The organism is Salmonella bongori NCTC 12419, assembly GCF_000252995.1.
In the GTDB taxonomy this organism is placed as follows: domain Bacteria; phylum Pseudomonadota; class Gammaproteobacteria; order Enterobacterales; family Enterobacteriaceae; genus Salmonella; species Salmonella bongori.
Map to the genome: position 1 here is coordinate 168081 of NC_015761.1, position 19333 is coordinate 187413.

General features: G+C 53.0%; 16 protein-coding genes and 3 pseudogenes. 12 read left to right on the forward strand and 7 right to left on the reverse strand.

What is annotated here, in order from left to right:
* Positions 1-51 precede the first annotated feature (51 nt).
* Positions 52-1476, forward strand: a complete 1425-nt coding sequence (gene lpdA / locus SBG_RS00745) for a dihydrolipoyl dehydrogenase (RefSeq protein WP_020842665.1) — start codon at positions 52-54, stop codon at positions 1474-1476.
* Between the two features lie 332 nt (positions 1477-1808).
* Entirely contained in the window at positions 1809-2093 is a 285-nt protein-coding gene (locus SBG_RS00750) for a hypothetical protein (RefSeq protein WP_000765367.1), read from the forward strand.
* Between the two features lie 36 nt (positions 2094-2129).
* On the opposite strand, the gene SBG_RS00755 is transcribed toward SBG_RS00750, so the two are convergent.
* Together SBG_RS00755 and SBG_RS00760 are read right to left on the reverse strand one after the other, a co-directional pair.
* On the reverse strand, positions 2130-2921 hold the full coding sequence (locus tag SBG_RS00755; protein ID WP_000757459.1) for a DUF2950 family protein: 792 nt from the start codon (positions 2919-2921) through the stop codon (positions 2130-2132).
* Between the two features lie 12 nt (positions 2922-2933).
* On the reverse strand, positions 2934-4526 hold the full coding sequence (locus SBG_RS00760) for a DUF3300 domain-containing protein (RefSeq protein ID WP_000174541.1): 1593 nt from the start codon (positions 4524-4526) through the stop codon (positions 2934-2936).
* 391 nt (positions 4527-4917) lie between these two features.
* Here SBG_RS00760 and acnB point away from each other — a divergent pair, with 391 nt between their 5' ends.
* The 5 genes and pseudogenes from acnB to SBG_RS00775 all read left to right on the forward strand — a co-directional run.
* Entirely contained in the window at positions 4918-7515 is a 2598-nt protein-coding gene (gene acnB, locus SBG_RS00765) for a bifunctional aconitate hydratase 2/2-methylisocitrate dehydratase (RefSeq protein WP_000888942.1), read from the forward strand.
* A gap of 174 nt (positions 7516-7689) precedes the next feature.
* Complete coding sequence (gene yacL / locus SBG_RS00770) at positions 7690-8052, forward strand: protein YacL (protein WP_013991356.1); 363 nt, start codon at positions 7690-7692, stop codon at positions 8050-8052.
* Between the two features lie 60 nt (positions 8053-8112).
* A pseudogene (locus SBG_RS22990) lies at positions 8113-8190 on the forward strand (IS200/IS605 family transposase); the annotation flags it as partial.
* Between the two features lie 50 nt (positions 8191-8240).
* A pseudogene (locus SBG_RS21230) lies at positions 8241-8435 on the forward strand (nucleotide-binding domain containing protein); the annotation flags it as partial.
* A 16-nt stretch (positions 8436-8451) separates the two neighbouring features.
* Positions 8452-8837: pseudogene (locus tag SBG_RS00775) on the forward strand (DeoR/GlpR transcriptional regulator); the annotation flags it as partial.
* A gap of 29 nt (positions 8838-8866) precedes the next feature.
* On the opposite strand, the gene speD reads toward SBG_RS00775, so the two are convergent.
* The 3 genes from speD to SBG_RS00790 form a co-directional block, all read right to left on the reverse strand.
* Positions 8867-9661, reverse strand: coding sequence for an adenosylmethionine decarboxylase (gene speD / locus SBG_RS00780; protein ID WP_000734271.1), 795 nt, complete (start codon positions 9659-9661; stop codon positions 8867-8869).
* Between the two features lie 20 nt (positions 9662-9681).
* A complete protein-coding gene (gene speE, locus SBG_RS00785) occupies positions 9682-10542 on the reverse strand; it encodes a polyamine aminopropyltransferase (RefSeq protein ID WP_000829962.1) in 861 nt (286 codons plus the stop codon).
* A gap of 232 nt (positions 10543-10774) precedes the next feature.
* Positions 10775-11122 carry a YacC family pilotin-like protein gene (locus tag SBG_RS00790; RefSeq protein ID WP_000846613.1) on the reverse strand — a complete coding sequence of 116 codons (348 nt, stop codon included), beginning with the start codon at positions 11120-11122 and terminating at the stop codon, positions 10775-10777.
* 202 nt (positions 11123-11324) lie between these two features.
* On the opposite strand from SBG_RS00790, the gene cueO reads away from it, so the two are divergent.
* Positions 11325-12935, forward strand: coding sequence for a multicopper oxidase CueO (cueO, locus tag SBG_RS00795; protein ID WP_000946064.1), 1611 nt, complete (start codon positions 11325-11327; stop codon positions 12933-12935).
* A gap of 72 nt (positions 12936-13007) precedes the next feature.
* Here cueO and SBG_RS00800 read toward each other — a convergent pair whose 3' ends face one another.
* Complete coding sequence (locus SBG_RS00800) at positions 13008-15398, reverse strand: glucose/quinate/shikimate family membrane-bound PQQ-dependent dehydrogenase (protein ID WP_000230069.1); 2391 nt, start codon at positions 15396-15398, stop codon at positions 13008-13010.
* 205 nt (positions 15399-15603) lie between these two features.
* Here SBG_RS00800 and hpt point away from each other — a divergent pair, with 205 nt between their 5' ends.
* Positions 15604-16140: a hypoxanthine phosphoribosyltransferase gene (gene hpt, locus SBG_RS00805; protein ID WP_013991357.1), complete on the forward strand. Its 537-nt coding sequence runs from the start codon at positions 15604-15606 to the stop codon at positions 16138-16140.
* Between the two features lie 151 nt (positions 16141-16291).
* Here the strand turns inward: hpt and can are convergent, their stop codons facing one another.
* Positions 16292-16954 (reverse strand): carbonate dehydratase, encoded by a 663-nt coding sequence (gene can, locus SBG_RS00810; RefSeq protein ID WP_000651587.1) that lies wholly within the window; start codon positions 16952-16954, stop codon positions 16292-16294.
* A gap of 108 nt (positions 16955-17062) precedes the next feature.
* Between can and SBG_RS00815 the strand changes: the two genes are divergently transcribed.
* The 3 genes from SBG_RS00815 to SBG_RS00825 all read left to right on the forward strand — a co-directional run bounded on the left by SBG_RS00815 (position 17063) and on the right by SBG_RS00825 (position 19301).
* Positions 17063-17989, forward strand: coding sequence for an ABC transporter ATP-binding protein (locus tag SBG_RS00815; protein ID WP_000150623.1), 927 nt, complete (start codon positions 17063-17065; stop codon positions 17987-17989).
* Positions 17986-18756: an ABC transporter permease gene (locus tag SBG_RS00820; RefSeq protein ID WP_000983415.1), complete on the forward strand. Its 771-nt coding sequence runs from the start codon at positions 17986-17988 to the stop codon at positions 18754-18756. The genes SBG_RS00815 and SBG_RS00820 overlap by 4 nt, the downstream gene beginning before the upstream one ends.
* Positions 18757-18860: 104 nt before the next feature.
* Positions 18861-19301, forward strand: coding sequence for a PTS sugar transporter subunit IIA (locus SBG_RS00825; protein WP_000901964.1), 441 nt, complete (start codon positions 18861-18863; stop codon positions 19299-19301).
* Positions 19302-19333: the final 32 nt, after the last annotated feature.

Here is a 19333-nt window from a genome sequence, read left to right on the forward strand (position 1 = left end):
TGATGGGCGATCAAGTACCCCGGACCGCCGGATACAAATAAAGAGGTCATGATGAGTACTGAAATCAAAACTCAGGTCGTGGTACTTGGGGCGGGCCCGGCAGGCTACTCTGCTGCTTTCCGTTGCGCTGATTTAGGTCTGGAAACCGTAATTGTAGAACGTTACAACACCCTCGGCGGTGTTTGTCTGAACGTCGGCTGTATCCCTTCTAAAGCTCTGCTGCACGTAGCGAAAGTTATTGAAGAAGCCAAAGCGCTGGCTGAACACGGTATCGTCTTCGGTGAGCCGAAAACGGATATCGACAAAATTCGTACCTGGAAAGAAAAAGTGATCACTCAACTGACCGGCGGTCTGGCGGGTATGGCCAAAGGCCGTAAGGTGAAAGTGGTTAACGGTCTGGGTAAATTCACCGGGGCGAACACCCTGGAAGTTGAAGGCGAAAACGGCAAGACCGTGATTAACTTCGACAATGCGATCATTGCGGCGGGCTCTCGTCCGATCCAACTGCCGTTTATTCCGCATGAAGATCCGCGTATCTGGGACTCTACAGACGCGCTGGAGCTGAAAGAAGTGCCGAAACGCCTGCTGGTCATGGGCGGTGGCATTATTGGTCTGGAAATGGGGACCGTGTACCATGCGCTGGGGTCAGAAATTGACGTGGTTGAAATGTTCGACCAGGTTATCCCGGCTGCCGATAAAGACATCGTGAAAGTCTTCACCAAACGCATCAGCAAGAAATTCAACCTGATGCTGGAAACGAAAGTGACTGCCGTTGAAGCGAAAGAAGACGGTATCTACGTTTCCATGGAAGGCAAAAAAGCACCGTCTGAAGCGAAACGCTACGACGCTGTGCTGGTGGCTATCGGCCGTGTGCCGAACGGTAAAAACCTCGATGCGGGTAAAGCGGGCGTGGAAGTTGATGACCGTGGCTTCATCCGCGTAGACAAACAGCTACGTACCAACGTACCGCACATCTTCGCTATCGGTGATATCGTCGGTCAGCCGATGCTGGCGCACAAAGGGGTTCACGAAGGTCACGTTGCCGCTGAAGTTATCGCTGGTCAAAAACACTACTTTGATCCGAAAGTGATTCCGTCCATCGCCTACACTGAACCCGAAGTAGCATGGGTAGGTTTGACCGAGAAAGAAGCAAAAGAAAAAGGCATCAGCTATGAAACCGCCACCTTCCCGTGGGCAGCTTCTGGCCGTGCTATTGCTTCCGACTGCGCAGACGGTATGACTAAACTGATTTTCGACAAAGAATCTCACCGTGTTATCGGTGGTGCGATTGTCGGTACCAACGGCGGCGAGCTGCTGGGTGAAATCGGTCTGGCGATCGAAATGGGCTGTGATGCGGAAGACATCGCGTTGACCATTCATGCCCACCCGACCCTGCATGAGTCCGTGGGCCTGGCGGCGGAAATCTTTGAAGGTAGCATCACTGATCTGCCTAACCCGAAAGCGAAGAAGAAATGATTTTCTGAGGGTGACAATACCGGGCGGGCGTAGTCTGGATAAGACGTCAGTCGCCCTCCGGCAATGCGCCATCCAGTGCAAAAAGCGGCTTTGCAGCCGCTTTTTTATGTCTGATAACCCAGATATGTCAAATGATGACCAACGTTAACGAAACGACAGAATTTATCTCTTCGGTAGTGATGCGTTTTGATACTTCAGGCCTTCAGTCGGATGTTTTGCGGCTATTCTCAAACAACTAATTGTTTCATAAGAAATACCTTTCCTTATTTTGTCATCACCTGGAAATTAGTAACTGTATAAAATAATAGTGAGCTAATTATGAGGTTTGATATATGAAACTTTTTCTGACGACAGCAGCGCTAACCGCGACGTTACTTTCTGGCATGGCATTCGCCAGCGATCCCGTCATCCCCTGGGCGACTAACAGCGGCGGTACGGAAAGTACGCATATTGCGGCAATGGGCGAGGATTTGAATGCGCAGCATCAGCAGATCACCCACACGCGTGAAGGGGTATGGGCGGCTAACTCCGGCAGTATTCAGGCTGATGAAGCCGCGTTGACCAGCAACAAGCCGCTGGTGCAGGGGCACCCGGAATTAATGCCGCATCAGGGCTAATGATCAGGCCTGGCGATAACGCCAGGCGCTTACGGGCTATTCGGCAACCTGCCACTGCGCGTCTGGCGCAAAACGCGTAATAGTCTGAACCTTACTTCCGGTGTCCTTTCCTAAATCCGCCTGATAAATACGATCGTCCTGATTCACCAGAAAACTCATCACCCCGGTTTCGCCGTAATGCATCGGCCAGGCCAGAAGCGCCGCGCCGTGGCCGTCGTTATCTTTAATAATACGGAAATGGTAGCCGTGATAACCCTGATCTGGTGCCGCAGGGCTAAAGTTTGGTCCTAATGGACTGGGTACTTCGCCCGATCTGGCCGGCCAGTACAGGCCATCTTTTTTGCCTTCGCTACTGATTATTTTGTGTGCCCAGCGATGGTATTGCAGGTAATAGTCCTGTTGCGCAGCTACGTAAGCGTGCATAGCCTGCAAAGTGGAAAGCTCGTTCCGTCCAATAGTGCGGGTGAGGATCTCATCCTGGGCAGCTGCCATATCAAAGCGCCAGCCGTCAGCCTCCTTTAGCATTGGCACCGGTAGCTGCCAGTCTTCTCGTCCGACATTCAGGTGCGCCGTATTGGCGTTTTGTACGATGCGGTGGCCTTCTCGCCAGTCCCGATTGAAACGGGCGACGGCCTCGGGATCCGCCCCCTCCGGAGGAAGAAATTGCCGCCAGTCATCACCCAATAAGGCGGTAAGCTGCGTTTCATTTTTAGTGACTACCGCCGCGGCGAAGGCGCTGGCGGCTGCTTCCGGGGAGGAGAACCGTTCCTGTGCGTAGCCCAGTAAAGGGAGCGACAGTAACAGAGCGCTTAACATGACCTTTTTCATTATCTGCTCCGGTTAACGGCGATGAAATTCATGGTGTTCAGAGAGACGTTCCCGTGCTGCGGCGCGCTGGTCAGTGTTTAAGTGACCTATCCGGCGGCTTTCCTGACCACGTAACTGTTGCGATTGCCACGACGGCGAGCGGCTGTCGTTCCCGCTAAACATATTGCTATGCATCTGCTGGAATGCCTGACGTTGCTGCAGCGTGGACGACGCGATGCGCTGATGCGCCGCGTTACGCTGTTGCTGCGATAAGGGATGCTGCTGCGTCCGGGATGTCAGCGCCGCGCTATGCTGCTGCGCCGTCTGCCGCCGCGCGCTATTATGTAGATCATCATAACCGCGATAATTGTTACGCTGGGCTATCTGATTTAACTGTTGGGAGGCCGCTTTTCGCTGGATATCGCGGGGGCTTGCAGTGGGCAGAGAAGCATCCGCTGTACGGCTATGCTGTTGAAATTGTGCCATTGCCGCCTGACGCTGGCTATCGCGGGACGCTGGGGCTGGCTGCGTCGCGCTGAGCCCGCCGCTGACGTTGGTCGGGTGGAGATGCTGCGCAACCGAATTATTCGGATAGGGTAGACCATTGCGATAACCTGGATTATGCTGCCAGCCCATCGTTTTACCGGGCAGATTTTGTCCAGATATCCGGTTGAAATTATTGACATTGATGTTGATATTATCGCCATTATGTTGATAACCATTACCGCCATGGTGGTCATCATCGTCATGGTGATGATCGTCATCATGGTGGTGATGATCGTCGTCATCCCAGTCGATGCTGCTGAATAAGGCATAGGTCGTCGCGACACCCAGACTATAACCAAAACCTTTCACAAAACTATCGGCAAATTGCTGTCCCGGAGGGGGCGGTAAGTACACCGGCGGATAAGCGGTATTGGGCCAGGCGCCATAAACTGTCGCGGGGTTATAGTTCGGTACGTAAACGACCTGCGGATTCGCGGGCTCGATTTTGATGACGCCTGAAGACGCGACAGGCGTACTGGCGGAGGTCGTGGTTGCCGCCGCGGTGGTGGAAGAAACACTCGTTTTTGGCACGCGGGTGACAGTTTGCTGTGGCGTGGATTTTAACGAGCCGGTTTGTTGGGCCAGCAGACGCAACCTTTGGACGGCATCCATCACATCCTGCGGCTGTGCTAAGAAGGCATCGCCCAGATTTTGCACCCATTGCGGATTTTCGCCCATAAGCGCCATCAACTGAGGAAAAGCGACCAGTGATTTTACACTGGGGTCCCAGGGCTGGCTTGCCACCGCCTGAATAGCGGTATCGCCCTGGAGCGTGGGGTTATCACGCGACCATTGTACGGCCTGAACCACGTTCGCCGGGTAGGTGGAGGCCATGAGTACCTGCGAAAGCAGGGGATCGGGATACAGCGCGACAGGCGCGACCCATTGATCGATTTGCGCGGTGGTAAAGGTGGTTTTCACGGCAGGCGCGGGAACGGGCGTTTGCGCTTGGTCAGCGGCTGGCGCTGCCGGCACAGGCACCTCGGGGGTACGGCTTTTTACATACAGCACACCCGAAGCGGCAAATAACCCAGCGCTGCATACAAGGGCGATGACATGGGGTTTGAAGGGCAACGTCATTTTATCTCTCCCGATTCCAGGGAATCGCTATGGTCATTATGCCTGCCGCCGACGGGGTGCAGTTTTGCGTGAGTATAAAGGGGCGATAGTTTAATTTTTAGCTAATGTTGGGATCGGTACTGCCACGTGATGATCACAGCACGAAATGAGGTAAGAATTTACCGCAGGAGTCGCCGTCTCAACGGAGTATTAGACCATCCTTAACGATTCAGCCACTTTTTTATGTTGCTTTTTTGTAAACAGATTAACACCCTACTAAAATCCTGCTATTCTGCCCGTTGCGGTACCCGGGCATTTACCCTACTAACTGCTGTCTCACAGGAGCGTGAAGAGAATCGCCCATACACAAAGCGTATGCCGCACTATGACAATGAGAGCGAGGAGAACCGTCGTGCTAGAAGAATACCGTAAGCACGTAGCTGAACGTGCCGCCGAGGGGATTGTGCCCAAACCTTTAGATGCAACCCAAATGGCCGCGCTCGTCGAGCTGCTAAAAAACCCGCCCGCGGGCGAAGAAGAGTTCCTGTTAGACCTGTTAACCCACCGCGTTCCCCCTGGCGTCGATGAAGCCGCCTATGTTAAAGCCGGTTTTCTTGCCGCCGTCGCGAAAGGCGAAACCACGTCTCCGTTAATTGCCCCTGAGAAAGCCATTGAGTTACTTGGCACCATGCAGGGGGGCTACAATATCCATCCACTGATTGATGCCCTGGACGACGCTAAGCTGGCGCCGATCGCTGCCAAAGCGCTGTCCCACACGCTGCTGATGTTCGATAACTTCTATGATGTGGAAGAAAAAGCCAAAGCCGGTAACGAATACGCGAAGCAGGTGATGCAATCCTGGGCCGATGCCGAATGGTTCCTGAGCCGTCCACCACTGGCGGAAAAGATCACCGTCACCGTTTTCAAAGTGACCGGTGAAACCAATACCGATGATCTCTCTCCGGCACCAGATGCCTGGTCTCGTCCGGATATTCCGCTGCACGCGCAGGCGATGCTGAAAAACGCCCGCGAAGGCATTGAGCCGGATCAGCCGGGCATTGTTGGCCCGATCAAGCAGATCGAGGCATTAGTACAAAAAGGCTTCCCGCTGGCCTATGTCGGCGATGTGGTGGGGACCGGTTCTTCACGTAAATCTGCTACCAACTCGGTGCTGTGGTTTATGGGGGACGACATTCCGTTTGTGCCGAACAAACGCGGCGGCGGTCTGTGCCTCGGCGGCAAAATCGCCCCGATCTTCTTTAACACTATGGAAGATGCGGGTGCGCTGCCGATCGAGGTTGATGTCTCTCTCCTTAATATGGGCGACGTGATTGACGTCTACCCGTATAAAGGCGAAGTTCGCCGCCATGAAACCGGTGAGCTGTTGGCGAATTTCGAACTGAAAACCGAGGTCCTGGTTGATGAAGTACGGGCTGGTGGTCGTATTCCGCTGATTATCGGTCGCGGTCTCACCACCAAAGCGCGTGAAGCGCTGGGCCTGCCGCATTCAGACGTTTTCCGTCAGGCGAAAGACGTGGCGGAAAGCCGCCGCGGTTTCTCGTTGGCGCAGAAAATGGTCGGTCGCGCCTGCGGTGTGGCTGGGGTCCGTCCAGGGGCGTACTGCGAACCGAAGATGACCTCTGTGGGATCTCAGGATACCACCGGCCCAATGACCCGTGATGAGCTGAAAGACCTGGCCTGTCTGGGCTTCTCGGCTGACCTGGTGATGCAGTCGTTCTGCCATACCGCGGCTTATCCGAAACCGGTTGACGTGAATACCCATCATACCCTGCCAGACTTCATTATGAACCGTGGCGGCGTGTCGCTGCGTCCGGGAGACGGGGTAATTCACTCGTGGTTGAACCGTATGCTGCTGCCGGATACCGTCGGCACCGGTGGTGATTCTCATACCCGTTTCCCGATTGGTATCTCCTTCCCGGCGGGCTCGGGTCTGGTCGCGTTTGCCGCCGCGACTGGCGTAATGCCGCTGGATATGCCGGAATCCGTACTGGTGCGCTTCAAAGGCAAAATGCAGCCGGGGATCACGCTGCGCGATCTGGTCCATGCCATTCCGCTATACGCGATTAAGCAAGGGCTGCTAACCGTGGAAAAGAAAGGGAAGAAAAACATCTTCTCTGGCCGCATCCTGGAAATCGAAGGCTTGCCGGATCTGAAAGTGGAGCAGGCATTTGAGCTGACCGATGCCTCCGCCGAGCGTTCCGCTGCGGGTTGTACCATCAAGTTGAACAAAGAGCCGATCATTGAGTATCTGACCTCCAACATCGTTTTGTTGAAGTGGATGATTGCTGAAGGTTACGGTGATCGTCGTACCCTGGAGCGTCGTATTCAGGGCATGGAAAAATGGCTGGCGGAGCCACAACTGCTGGAAGCCGACGCCGACGCAGAATACGCGGCGGTGATCGAGATCGATCTGGCGGATATTAAAGAACCAATCCTGTGCGCGCCGAATGATCCTGACGACGCGCGTCTGCTGTCTGACGTGCAGGGCGAGAAGATCGACGAAGTCTTTATTGGTTCCTGCATGACCAACATCGGCCACTTCCGCGCGGCCGGTAAGCTGCTGGATAATCACAAAGGCCAGCTGCCGACCCGCCTGTGGGTGGCACCGCCTACCCGTATGGACGCGGCTCAACTGACTGAAGAAGGTTACTATAGCGTATTTGGTAAGAGCGGCGCGCGGATCGAGATCCCGGGGTGCTCTTTGTGCATGGGGAACCAGGCGCGCGTGGCAGACGGTGCAACGGTGGTTTCCACCTCAACCCGTAACTTCCCGAACCGCTTAGGTACCGGCGCGAACGTCTTCCTGGCCTCGGCAGAGCTGGCGGCGGTGGCGGCACTGATCGGTAAGTTGCCGACGCCAGAAGAGTACCAGACCTATGTGGCGCAGGTGGATAAAACAGCGGTTGATACCTATCGCTACCTGAACTTCGATCAGCTTTCCCAGTATACCGAGAAAGCTGACGGCGTGATTTTCCAGACGGCGGTGTAATGCCCTGACGCATTTTGCCTAAAAATGCATCAATGCCCGGTGAACCTTGTGTCAGCGGGCATTTTTATTTCCGATCCTTCCGTCCGCCCCGCTTTTTTTCTCTGTTCAGGCTGCGATAATTACAGCAAGGCGCAATGCGGTATTGGCGCATTGCCGGGAGCAGAGGAACACATTATGGATTACGAATTTCTGCGCGATGTAACCGGGCGGGTTTTGGTACGTATGTCCATGGGCCACGAAGTGGTAGGGCACTGGTTTAATGAAGAAGTGAAGGAGAACCTGGCGCTGCTTGATGAAGTGGAACAGGCCGCGCATGCTTTGAAAGGCAGCGAACGTTCCTGGCAGCGGGCGGGTCATGAGTACACTATCTGGATGGACGGCGAGGAGGTGATGGTCCGCGCTAACCAGCTGGAATTCACGGGCGATGAAATGGAAGAAGGCATGAACTACTACGATGAAGAAAGCCTGTCGCTGTGCGGCGTGGAAGATTTTCTCCAGGTGGTGAAAGCCTATCGGCAATTTTTAGCGCAATCCTGAGCGATTTCAATCATTCATAAAGCCGGACGTTTACGTCGGGCTTTTTTTATCCCTGCATGAACACCCAAGAACCGATTTCGCATCCTTAGGAACAATGTTGGCAAAGAGGTCTACAAGCAGATAAGGATCTCAAGTGAGTAGCTCGGGATTGAAGTGGTAGAGCTGAATGTTCAGATAGATCATGTCCATTTACGCAAGACTGGCAGCCGTTGCCAGTGCTGGTGGTCGCGGGTTCGATGAACGAAGCCACGCGTCGTCAGGCGGATAATGCGCTGTGCCGGGAGCGGACGGAGGTTGTCGATATTGACGCTGCGCGGATGGTGTCGGATTGTGCTGAGCAGGAAATCGCATCTGTCGTAGAGCAAGCCTGCGCGCGGTTAAGTTAGCTGCGGCATACGATTTTACGCACCAGCCCGGCAAATTGAAGTGACCATTGTCGGTGGCCGTATCGATGACAGTAGCCAGTCCTGCATCGGTGAGCATGGGCGTAAGTTGTTGCGCAGCGTTTAGCCGAATATTGCTTTTATGAGCTGTAATTCGTGGGGCGTCCATACGGGCGTGACGACTCCGACGGAAGATAAGGCCGGGCTTAAGCAGGAGATTATTGCTAACGCGCTGCGTAAAGTGCTGCTGGCGGACAGCAGTAAATATGGCGCGCATTCGCTCTTTAATGTGGCGCCGCTTGAGCGTTTTAATGATGTCATTACCGACGTTAACTGCCGCTGTCAGCGCAGGCTGAACTCAAAGGACGCGCTTTTGCGCTAACGTTGGTGCAGCCGGACTGACAGCGCCGTTAAGCGCCGCCAGCGGTGAATCAGACCGCAGAAATATTGCGGCCATAATAAATCTCGCGCATCTCTTTCCATAGCGCGGCGGTGATCTCCTGACGTTCGGTTTCAGTAAGATCTTCCGGTTTGGTGTGAAACATATAGTGCTTAAGATCAAACTCCTTAAGCAGCATTTTGGTATGGAAAATATTTTCCTGATACACGTTTACATCCACCATGTCATACAGCGATTTCATATCTTCTGACATAAAATTCTGAATGGAATTAATTTCATGGTCAATAAAGTGCTTCATACCGTTGACGTCACGCGTAAAGCCGCGCACGCGGTAATCGATGGTGACAATATCGGACTCTAGCTGGTGGATCAGGTAATTGAGCGCTTTTAGCGGTGAAATCACCCCGCAGGTTGACACTTCGATGTCGGCGCGAAAGGTGCAAAGTCCGCCTTCCGGATGGCTTTCCGGGTAGGTATGCACGCAGATATGGCTCTTATCGAGGTGCGCTACCACCGTTTCCGGCAGTGGACCGGGATGTTCAGTTTGGTCGATAAGTTTTGGATCAATCGGCTCTTCACTCACCAGAATCGTGACGCTGGCACCCTGGGGTTCATAATCCTGGCGGGCGATGTTCAGGATGTTCGCGCCGATAATGGAGCAAGTTTCTGACAGGATTTCGGTCAGTCGGTTGGCATTATAGAGTTCATCGATATAGGCAATGTAGCCGTCGCGCTCATCTGCGGTTTTGGCGTAGCAGATATCGTAAATACAAAAACTCAGGCTTTTCGTCAGATTATTAAAGCCATGTAGTTTTAGCTTTTTCAATTTTTATCACCTCCTTAGCGTTACTGTGCGGACAGTACGTCATGCAGATATTGCGGTAGTGCAAATGCAGCGGTGTGAATAGCCGGGTTGTAATAGCGGCATTTGAGACCGGCGACATGAAAACGTGCCTGAATAATCTCGCTCGACAAGTGGCGAAGGGCGCCGTTGTCTGTTGCCCAGGCGAAGGTCATGATACCGCCATAATAAGTCGGAATCGCTGCCTGGTAGAAGCTGACGTCGCTGAAGTAATGGCTCAGTTTGCGGTGGCTATCAAGCGCTTCATCCTGTTGCAGAAAGCAAACGCCATTCTGAGCGACAAAAATCCCGCCAGGATTCAGGCAACGCTTACAGCCTTCATAAAAGGCGGAGGTAAACAGGCTTTCTCCGGGACCGATCGGATCAGTACAGTCGGAGATGATGACATCAAAGGTCTGGTGGGTCTGATTGACGAAATTCACGCCATCGTCGATCACCAGCGTAAAGCGCGGATCGTCGTAGCTGCCGGCATTGTGGTGAGGTAAATATTGACGACAAAATGCGACTACACCAGCGTCAATTTCCACCATGGTGATGGTCTCAACGCCTTTATGCCGCGTCACTTCTCGCAGCATGGCACCGTCACCGCCGCCGATGATCAGGACATGTTTCGCATGACCATGCGCCAGCAACGGGACGTGGGTCATCATTTCATGATAGATAAACTCATCGCGTTCGGTGGTCTGTACCACGCCATCCAGCGCCATTACGCGGCCAAACGCGGCGTTTTCAAAGATGATCAAATCCTGGTGATCGGTTTTTTCATGATACAGAACGTTGTCTACGGCAAAGTACTGACCAAACTGGTCGTGTAGCGTTTCATGCCACATCGTATTTTCGGCCATTGGCTGATACCTCCATTGTTAACACCCGTAAAAAAAGGGCGCAACATCATAGCTAACAATGACCACAGATGCACGGTCATTATTTCAGCAATATAATCTCATCATACTTCAAACGGCAGGTGTGTTGGCTTTACTTGCTTACCCCGCTCCCTTACAGGTGTAAGCTCTTGGGGATTCACTGCGTCGCCGCCTTCCTGCAACATGAATCATGTAAAGTATCTGGAGCGGAGGATTATTTAACGTAGGCTAACAGGCTGAGGGAATCGCGGGCCAACGCTTTGCATTTTTTAGCGACGGGGATACCGATACCGCTAAGATCACGGTAGCTGTCTTCGCCCAGTGATTTCATATCGAAAGTATCGTAGTTGCTGAGGTCCCACTGATTTTGCTGGGCAAAAAAGACCAGCGCACGCCGAATCTGACTGTTAGGTAAGTTCTGGTAACCACAGTCATTTTTCAGAAAAACGAAAACCGCCGTTAAATCGGCCATATCTTCAGCTTCGGACTCAGTAAGCGCATAGCTATTCGCACACAGGGCCATCAGGCTGCCAAACAACACGGGTCTGAAAAACGTCTTCATTGCTTCTACCACGGCATCAGGGAAAGTCAACGTTAGCACACTGTGGACGTAGCGACGACTTTTATTATCGCCTTATGGCGCGACGTCCTCATTCTTATTTGTATTGCTGTCAGGAACGGTAAAGACGTGTTGCTGGCTTGACCTTCCCGTTAGGGCAGGGTCTAAGCTTAGACACCCGCCTGTTCATTATAAGGAAATGATTATGTTACGCCGTGATTTCTTAAAATATTCTGTGGCGCTGGGGGTTGCATCAGCGCTGCCGTTGTGGAGTCGCGCCGCTTTTGCCGCCGAACGTCCCGCGTTACCTATTCCTGACCTGTTAACGGCAGATGCGAGCAATCGTATGCAGTTGATTGTGAAAGCCGGGCAGTCGACGTTCGCTGGTAAGAGCGCGACGACCTGGGGTTACAACGGTCATTTGCTGGGGCCGGCGGTACAGCTTCATAAAGGAAAAAGCGTGACCGTTGATATCCATAACCAACTGGCCGAAGACACAACGCTTCACTGGCATGGTCTGGAGATTCCGGGCGTTGTTGACGGTGGTCCCCAGGGGATTATTCCCGCAGGCGGAACCCGCTCGGTAACGTTCACGCCCCAACAACGCGCCGCGACCTGCTGGATTCATCCGCACAAGCACGGTAAGACCGGACGCCAGGTGGCGATGGGACTTGCCGGACTGGTGCTGATTGAGGATGACGAGATTCGCCGATTGCGTCTGCCGAAACAATGGGGTATCGACGATGTGCCGGTCATCATTCAGGATAAGCGTTTCTCCGCCGATGGCCAGATTGATTACCAACTGGATATTATGACCGCTGCCGTCGGCTGGTTTGGCGATACGCTCCTGACCAATGGCGCTATCTATCCGCAACATTCCGCGCCGAAAGGCTGGTTACGCTTGCGTTTGTTGAATGGCTGTAATGCGCGTTCGCTAAATATCGCCGCCAGCGATAATCGCCCGTTTTATGTAATAGCCAGCGACGGTGGCCTGCTGGCGGAGCCGGTGAAAGTGACTGAGCTACCGTTATTAATGGGCGAACGTTTTGAAGTACTGGTGGATATCAGCGACGGGAAAGCCTTTGATCTGGTGACGCTGCCGGTCAGCCAGATGGGGATGGCGATCGCTCCGTTTGATAAGCCGCATCCAGTGATGCGCATCCAGCCGTTGATGATTACCGCGTCCGGTACGTTACCGGATACGTTGACCACGATGCCAGCGTTACCGTCTCTGGAAGGGCTGACGGTGCGCAATCTTAAACTGTCGATGGACCCGCGCCTTGATATGATGGGGATGCAGATGCTGATGAAGAAATATGGCGCTCAGGCGATGAGCGGCATGGATCATGACAGCATGAACGCGCATATGCAGGGCGGAAATATGGGGCATGGCGAGATGGATCATAGCAACATGAATCACGGCGGGATGAATCATGGTTCGATGGGGAATATGAATCACGGCGGAAAATTCGATTTCCATAACGCTAATTTTATCAATGGCCAGGTATTCGATATGAACAAACCGATGTTCGCGGCGCAGAAAGGCCAGCATGAACGTTGGGTGATTTCCGGCGTGGGCGATATGATGCTGCATCCTTTCCATATCCACGGCACGCAGTTCCGTATTTTGTCAGAGAATGGCAAAGCGCCAGCGGCGCACAGAACAGGCTGGAAGGATACCGTACGCGTTGAAGGCGGCATCAGCGAAGTGCTGGTGAAGTTTGATCATGACGCGCCGAAAGAACATGCGTATATGGCGCACTGTCATCTGTTGGAACATGAAGATACGGGGATGATGCTTGGTTTTACGGTATAACCAATGTATCTGACGTAGGCCGGGCGCGCGAAGCGCCCCGGCAATATGCCCGGCACGCGCCGGGCTTTTCAGTTACTTCGCGTCGTCAGGTAAAGCGTACGCGACGATATAGTCGCCCATTTTCGTGCCAAACGAACCGTGTCCCCCCGCAGAGACCACAACATACTGCTTACCATTGACCTCATAGGTCATTGGCGTTGCCTGGCCACCGGCAGGCAAACGGCCCTGCCACAGTTTCTCCCCGTTGCTCATGTTATAAGCACGTAGATAATTGTCGGCGGTCGCGGCGATAAACAGCACGTTACCCGCGGTGGAGATGGGGCCTCCCAGCATTGGCATTCCCATGTTAAACGGCACCGGGACCGGCATCGGGAACGGCATACTGTCTCGCGGTGTACCGATCCGTTTCTTCCACACAATTTCATTGGTCTTCAGATCCAGCGCGGAGATGTAGCCCCAGGCCGGTTGTTTACACGGCAGGCCAAACGGCGAAAGGAACGGGTTCAGCGTGACGCCAAACGGTACGCCGTACTGTGGCTGAATACCAGCTTCCGTACCGGTGCCTTTCGCATCTTTCGGCGGCTCCATTGGATTGCCTGGACCTCGAGGAATAAGCCTTGAGACAAACGGCAGAGCCATCGGGTTAGCGATAGCGACCTGGCGGTCTGGATCGACAGAGATCCCACCCCACTCAAACATCCCCAGGTTGCCAGGAAATACCAGCGTGCCTTGCTCGGAGGGTGGGGTAAAGATACCTTCATAGCGTAACTGGTGGAACATGACGCGACACACCAGTTGGTCGAACATGGTCGCCCCCCACATATCCGCGCCGGAGAGATCTTTTTTCGGGCGGAACGTTAACTCCGAGAACGGCTGAGTTTTGGAGACGTAATCGCCTTTCGCCGCGCCTTGTGGTACCGGTTTTTCCGGGGCAGGCACGACCAGTTCGCCATTACGTCTGTCCAGCACAAAGATATTACCGGTTTTCGCTGGCGCATAGATAACGGGAACGGTTTTACCGTCGACGGTAATATCCGCCAGCGTCGGCTGTGCCGGCAGGTCCATATCCCACAGGTCGTGATGGACGGTCTGATAGCTCCATGCCAGTTTCCCGGTGGTGGCATTCAGCGCCAGGATGGAGCTGGCATAACGCTCCTGTTCCGGCGTGCGGTTACCGCCCCAGATATCCGGTGTGGTGACGCCCATCGGCAGATACACCAGGTCCAGTTTCGCGTCATAGGCGGCAGGCGCCCACGAGTTTGGCGAGTTAAAGGTAAAAGAGTGTTCATCGGACGGGATAGCGTTCGGATCTTTCGCCCCCGGATCAAAGGCCCACATCAGTTTACCGGTATTAACATCAAAACCGCGAATCACGCCGGAGGTTTCCCGGGTGGAAAAGTTATCCGTAACCGAACCCGCAATCACGATGGTTTTATCGGTGATAATCGGCGGTGACGTCGGCTCATATAGCCCCGGCGTAGTATCCGGCATATTGGTTTGCAGATTCAGGACGCCTTTGTTGGCGAAGGTTTCACACAGCTTGCCGGTTTCGGCATTCACCGCGAAAAGGCGGCCGTCATTGACCGGGAGGATAATGCGGCGCGGACAGTCGGCGATGACCTCCGGCGAGGCGGTATCCGCTTTGGCCTCATGATAAGAGACGCCGCGGCAGGTGACGTGCTGGAAAGACGAATCGGTCTTCAACTGCGGATCAAAATGCCACTTCTCTTTACCGCTGGCGGCGTCCAGCGCGAACAGCCGTTGGTGTGCCGTACACAGATAAAGTGTGTCGCCGACTTTAATCGGGGTCACTTCGTTGGTAATTTCGCCCGGATCGTTGGGTTGCTTCAGATCCCCGGTGCGGAAGACCCACGCTTCTTTCAGCTGGTGGACGTTATCCGCAGTGATCTGTTTGAGCGGCGAATAGCGTTGGCCTTCCTGATTACGCCCGTAGGCCGGCCAGTCCGCATCGGCGACCGACGAGATGGCATTAGCGGGTGTGGCATCAGCGCGAAGTGTACCGTTGATCTCTTGTGGGTCATTAAAGCCAGCCCAGGTCAGGATACCGCCGCTAATCAGCAGCGCCACAACCAGCGCCGCCACTGCGCCGCTGGAGGGCACCACCAGACGATGCCAGACAAACGGCAAGATTAGCCAGATGCCGAAGAAGACCAGAATATCGCTGCGCGGCGTGAGCGCCCAGAAGTCGAACCCGACTTCCCATACGCCCCAAATCATTGTCGCCAGCAGCAGGGCGGCATACAGCCACAGTGCGGCGCGTTTGCTGCGCCATAGCAATCCGGCCACGCCCAGCATCACGACACCCGCGATGGGGTAGTACCAGGAACCGCCAATGGCAACCAGCCAGACACCTCCGATAAGAAGATACAGCCCGCAAAGCGCGGCAAAGAGGGCCGTCAGCGTCACGAGTAATCGTGGCGATCGTGCGTTATTTTCTACCATAAAAAGACACCATCCCAAATTGTTAATTTTTTAGTTGCAATTAAGTATAGGAATTAACATGTGTGATCGACATCACAAAATGAGCTTTCTGATCAAATGCCGCGAATAGAGGCGTTTGCTGGTATACTGCGTGCCTTGCGCGTCAATGCGGCGTTATTATCAACCGGCATTGAGTGATTTGTTTTTAAATCATATGGTTATAAATATGAAACATACCGTTGAAGTCATGATCCCCGAAGCGGAGATCAAAGCACGTATTGCCGAACTGGGGCGTCTGATTACCGAACGTTATAAAGACAGCGGCAGTGAAATGGTGCTGGTTGGTCTGTTGCGTGGCTCATTTATGTTTATGGCAGACCTGTGTCGTGAAGTCCAGGTTCCTCATGAAGTCGATTTTATGACCGCCTCCAGTTATGGTAGCGGCATGTCCACCACCCGCGACGTAAAAATCTTGAAAGATCTGGATGAGGATATTCGCGGCAAGGACGTGCTGATTGTCGAAGATATTATCGATTCCGGTAATACTCTGTCGAAAGTGCGTGAGATTCTTAGCCTGCGCGAGCCGAAATCGCTGGCGATTTGTACGCTGCTGGATAAACCGTCTCGCCGTGAAGTGGATGTCCCGGTAGAGTTTATTGGTTTCTCTATCCCGGATGAGTTCGTGGTAGGTTACGGCATCGATTATGCCCAGCGTTATCGCCATTTGCCGTACGTTGGCAAAGTTGTGCTGCTGGACGAATAAGAACAGAAATGCCGGATTGCGGCGTAAACGTCTTATCCGGCCTACGGTAGTTGTTGTAGGCCGGGTAAGCGAAGCGACGCCGACAAAACCGCCGGATGGTGCCGTTAAAGCGACTTATCCGGTCTATAACGTTTCCATCTGGCCTGGTGGCTTATTCGTGGTTAATGTATTTCAGACTTAGGGCGGAAATCCCCTTGTGATAGCCGTTCTCCAGGGTTTCCCTGTTAGTGGCGGTGACGTCAAGATCGCGAAGCAGGCCATCATTGATGCTGTATGCCCAGCCATGAATGGTCACATTTTGCCCACGTTTCCACGCTGATTGCATAATGGTGGAGTGCCCCAGGTTATAGACCTGCTCCATCACGTTCAATTCGTAGAGCGCATCCAGACGTCGCTCTTCGGGCATTTCTCCCAATAGCGAGCTATGTTTAAGCCAGATATCGCGAATGTGCAGCAGCCAGTTATTAATCAACCCCAGCTCAGGGTTTTCTACCGCAGCTTTGATACCGCCGCAACCGGAGTGGCCGCAAATGATAATATGCTCAACTTCCAGAACATCTACCGCATACTGGACCACGGAGAGGCAGTTCAGATCGGTGTGAATAACCAGGTTAGCCACATTACGGTGAACAAATAATTCACCTGGCTCAAGTCCGGTTAAACGCTCTGCGGGAACGCGGCTGTCGGAACACCCAATCCATAGAAAGCGCGGTTTTTGCGCTTGCGCCAGTTTCTCAAAAAATCCGGGATCCTCTTCCACCAGCATTTTTGACCATAGTGCATTGTTGCTGATGAGTGTATCTATGTCTTTCATGGAGGTTAACGACCTGTAACCAAATAAGTGCGTTGAGCTAATATAGGGCAACTCCGTAATTATTTAAACCATGTATAAAGTGTAAGTACGTAAAGTAAGTGAGAATTTATGACCATTGCGTTGGAACTTCAACAACTTAAAAAAACCTATCCCGGTGGCGTTCAGGCGCTGCGCGGCATAGATTTGCAGGTCGAAGCGGGGGATTTTTACGCGCTTCTGGGGCCAAATGGGGCAGGGAAATCGACCACTATCGGTATCATTAGCTCATTGGTTAATAAAACGTCCGGGCGTGTTAACGTTTTTGGTTACGATCTGGAAAAAGATGTAGTCAACGCTAAACGACAGTTAGGGTTGGTGCCGCAAGAGTTTAACTTTAACCCGTTTGAAACGGTACAGCAGATTGTGGTGAATCAGGCGGGTTATTACGGCGTGGAACATAAAGAGGCGGTTTTACGCAGCGAAAAGTATCTAAAACAGCTTGATCTGTGGGAAAAACGTAATGAACGAGCGAGGATGCTTTCCGGCGGGATGAAGCGCCGTTTGATGATTGCCCGCGCTCTGATGCATGAGCCTAAGTTGCTGATTCTTGATGAGCCGACAGCGGGCGTCGATATCGAACTTCGCCGCTCAATGTGGGGCTTTTTAAAGGATTTAAACGCCAAAGGCACCACCATTATCCTTACCACTCACTATCTGGAAGAGGCGGAAATGCTGTGCCGCAATATCGGCATTATTCAGCATGGCGAGTTAGTAGAAAATACCTCCATGAAGAATCTGCTTTCTAAGCTGAAATCAGAAACGTTTATTCTGGATTTAGCGCCGAAAAGCCCGCTACCCAAGCTTGCAGGTTATCAGTACCGTCTGGTGGATACCTCGACGCTGGAAGTGGAAGTGTTACGGGAACAGGGAATTAACAGCGTCTTTAGCCAACTGAGCGAGCAAGGGGTGCAGGTATTAAGTATGCGTAACAAAGCCAACCGTCTGGAAGAACTGTTTGTGTCACTGGTCCATGAAAAACAAGGAGATCACGCATGATGCAGTTGTACTGGGTTGCGCTGAAAAGTATCTGGGCGAAAGAGATCCACCGCTTTATGCGAATTTGGGTGCAAACGCTGGTGCCGCCAGTGATTACGATGACACTCTATTTCATCATCTTCGGTAACCTGATTGGCTCGCGGATTGGCGAAATGCATGGCTTTAGCTATATGCAATTTATTGTGCCGGGGTTGATTATGATGGCGGTGATCACCAACTCTTATGCCAACGTGGCCTCCTCGTTCTTTAGCGCCAAGTTTCAGCGCAACATCGAAGAGTTGCTGGTGGCGCCAGTGCCGACGCATGTCATCATCGCTGGCTTTGTCGGCGGCGGTGTGGCGCGCGGGCTGTGCGTTGGTATCCTGGTGACGGCAATTTCGCTGTTTTTTGTGCCATTTCAGGTGCATTCGTGGATTTTTGTCGCGCTTACGTTGATCCTGACGGCGATATTGTTCTCGCTGGCGGGCTTGCTAAATGCGGTGTTTGCGAAAACCTTTGATGACATCAGCCTGATCCCCACTTTTGTGCTAACGCCGCTAACCTATCTCGGCGGGGTATTTTACTCGCTGACACTACTGCCGCCGTTCTGGCAGGGGTTGTCGCACCTGAACCCGATCGTCTATATGATCAGCGGCTTCCGGTATGGTTTCCTTGGTATCCATGATGTGCCGTTGGCGACGACGTTTGGCGTACTGGTGATCTTCATTATGGCATTTTATCTGCTGTGCTGGACGCTGATCCAACGTGGACGCGGTTTGCGTAGCTGAGACAATTCTCCTCTTCTTCTGGCGGGGAGAGGAGACTTTTGACGGCTGTCATCATTCTTAACTTATCACCCTGATAAACTACTTGTCTGCTAAGGAGGTAGGCTATGTTAGGCTGGGTGATTACCTGCCATGACGATCGCGCACAGGATATGCTCGATCGCCTGGAGAAAAAATACGGCCCGCTGGCGCAATGCCGGGCGGTCAATTTCTGGCGGGGTCTCAGTTCAAATATGCTGAGCCGTATGATGTGTGATGCGCTTCATGCCACAGACTCCGGCGAAGGCGTGATATTTTTAACCGATATTTCCGGTGCGGCGCCTTATCGTGTGGCATCGTTGATGAGTCATAAACATTCGCAATGTGAAGTCATTTCAGGTATTCGCTATTCATTGATGGAGGAGATGCTTCCACTGCGAGAGTCAATGAGTAGTTCGGCATTTCGCGATCACATCGTTGCGCTTGGCGCGCCGGACGTCACCAGTCTCTGGCATCAGCAGCAGAAGAACCCGCCTTTTTTGTTGCTGCATGATTTGTATGAGTATTAGTCATTCTTATTATGGATATGAATTGGTACAAT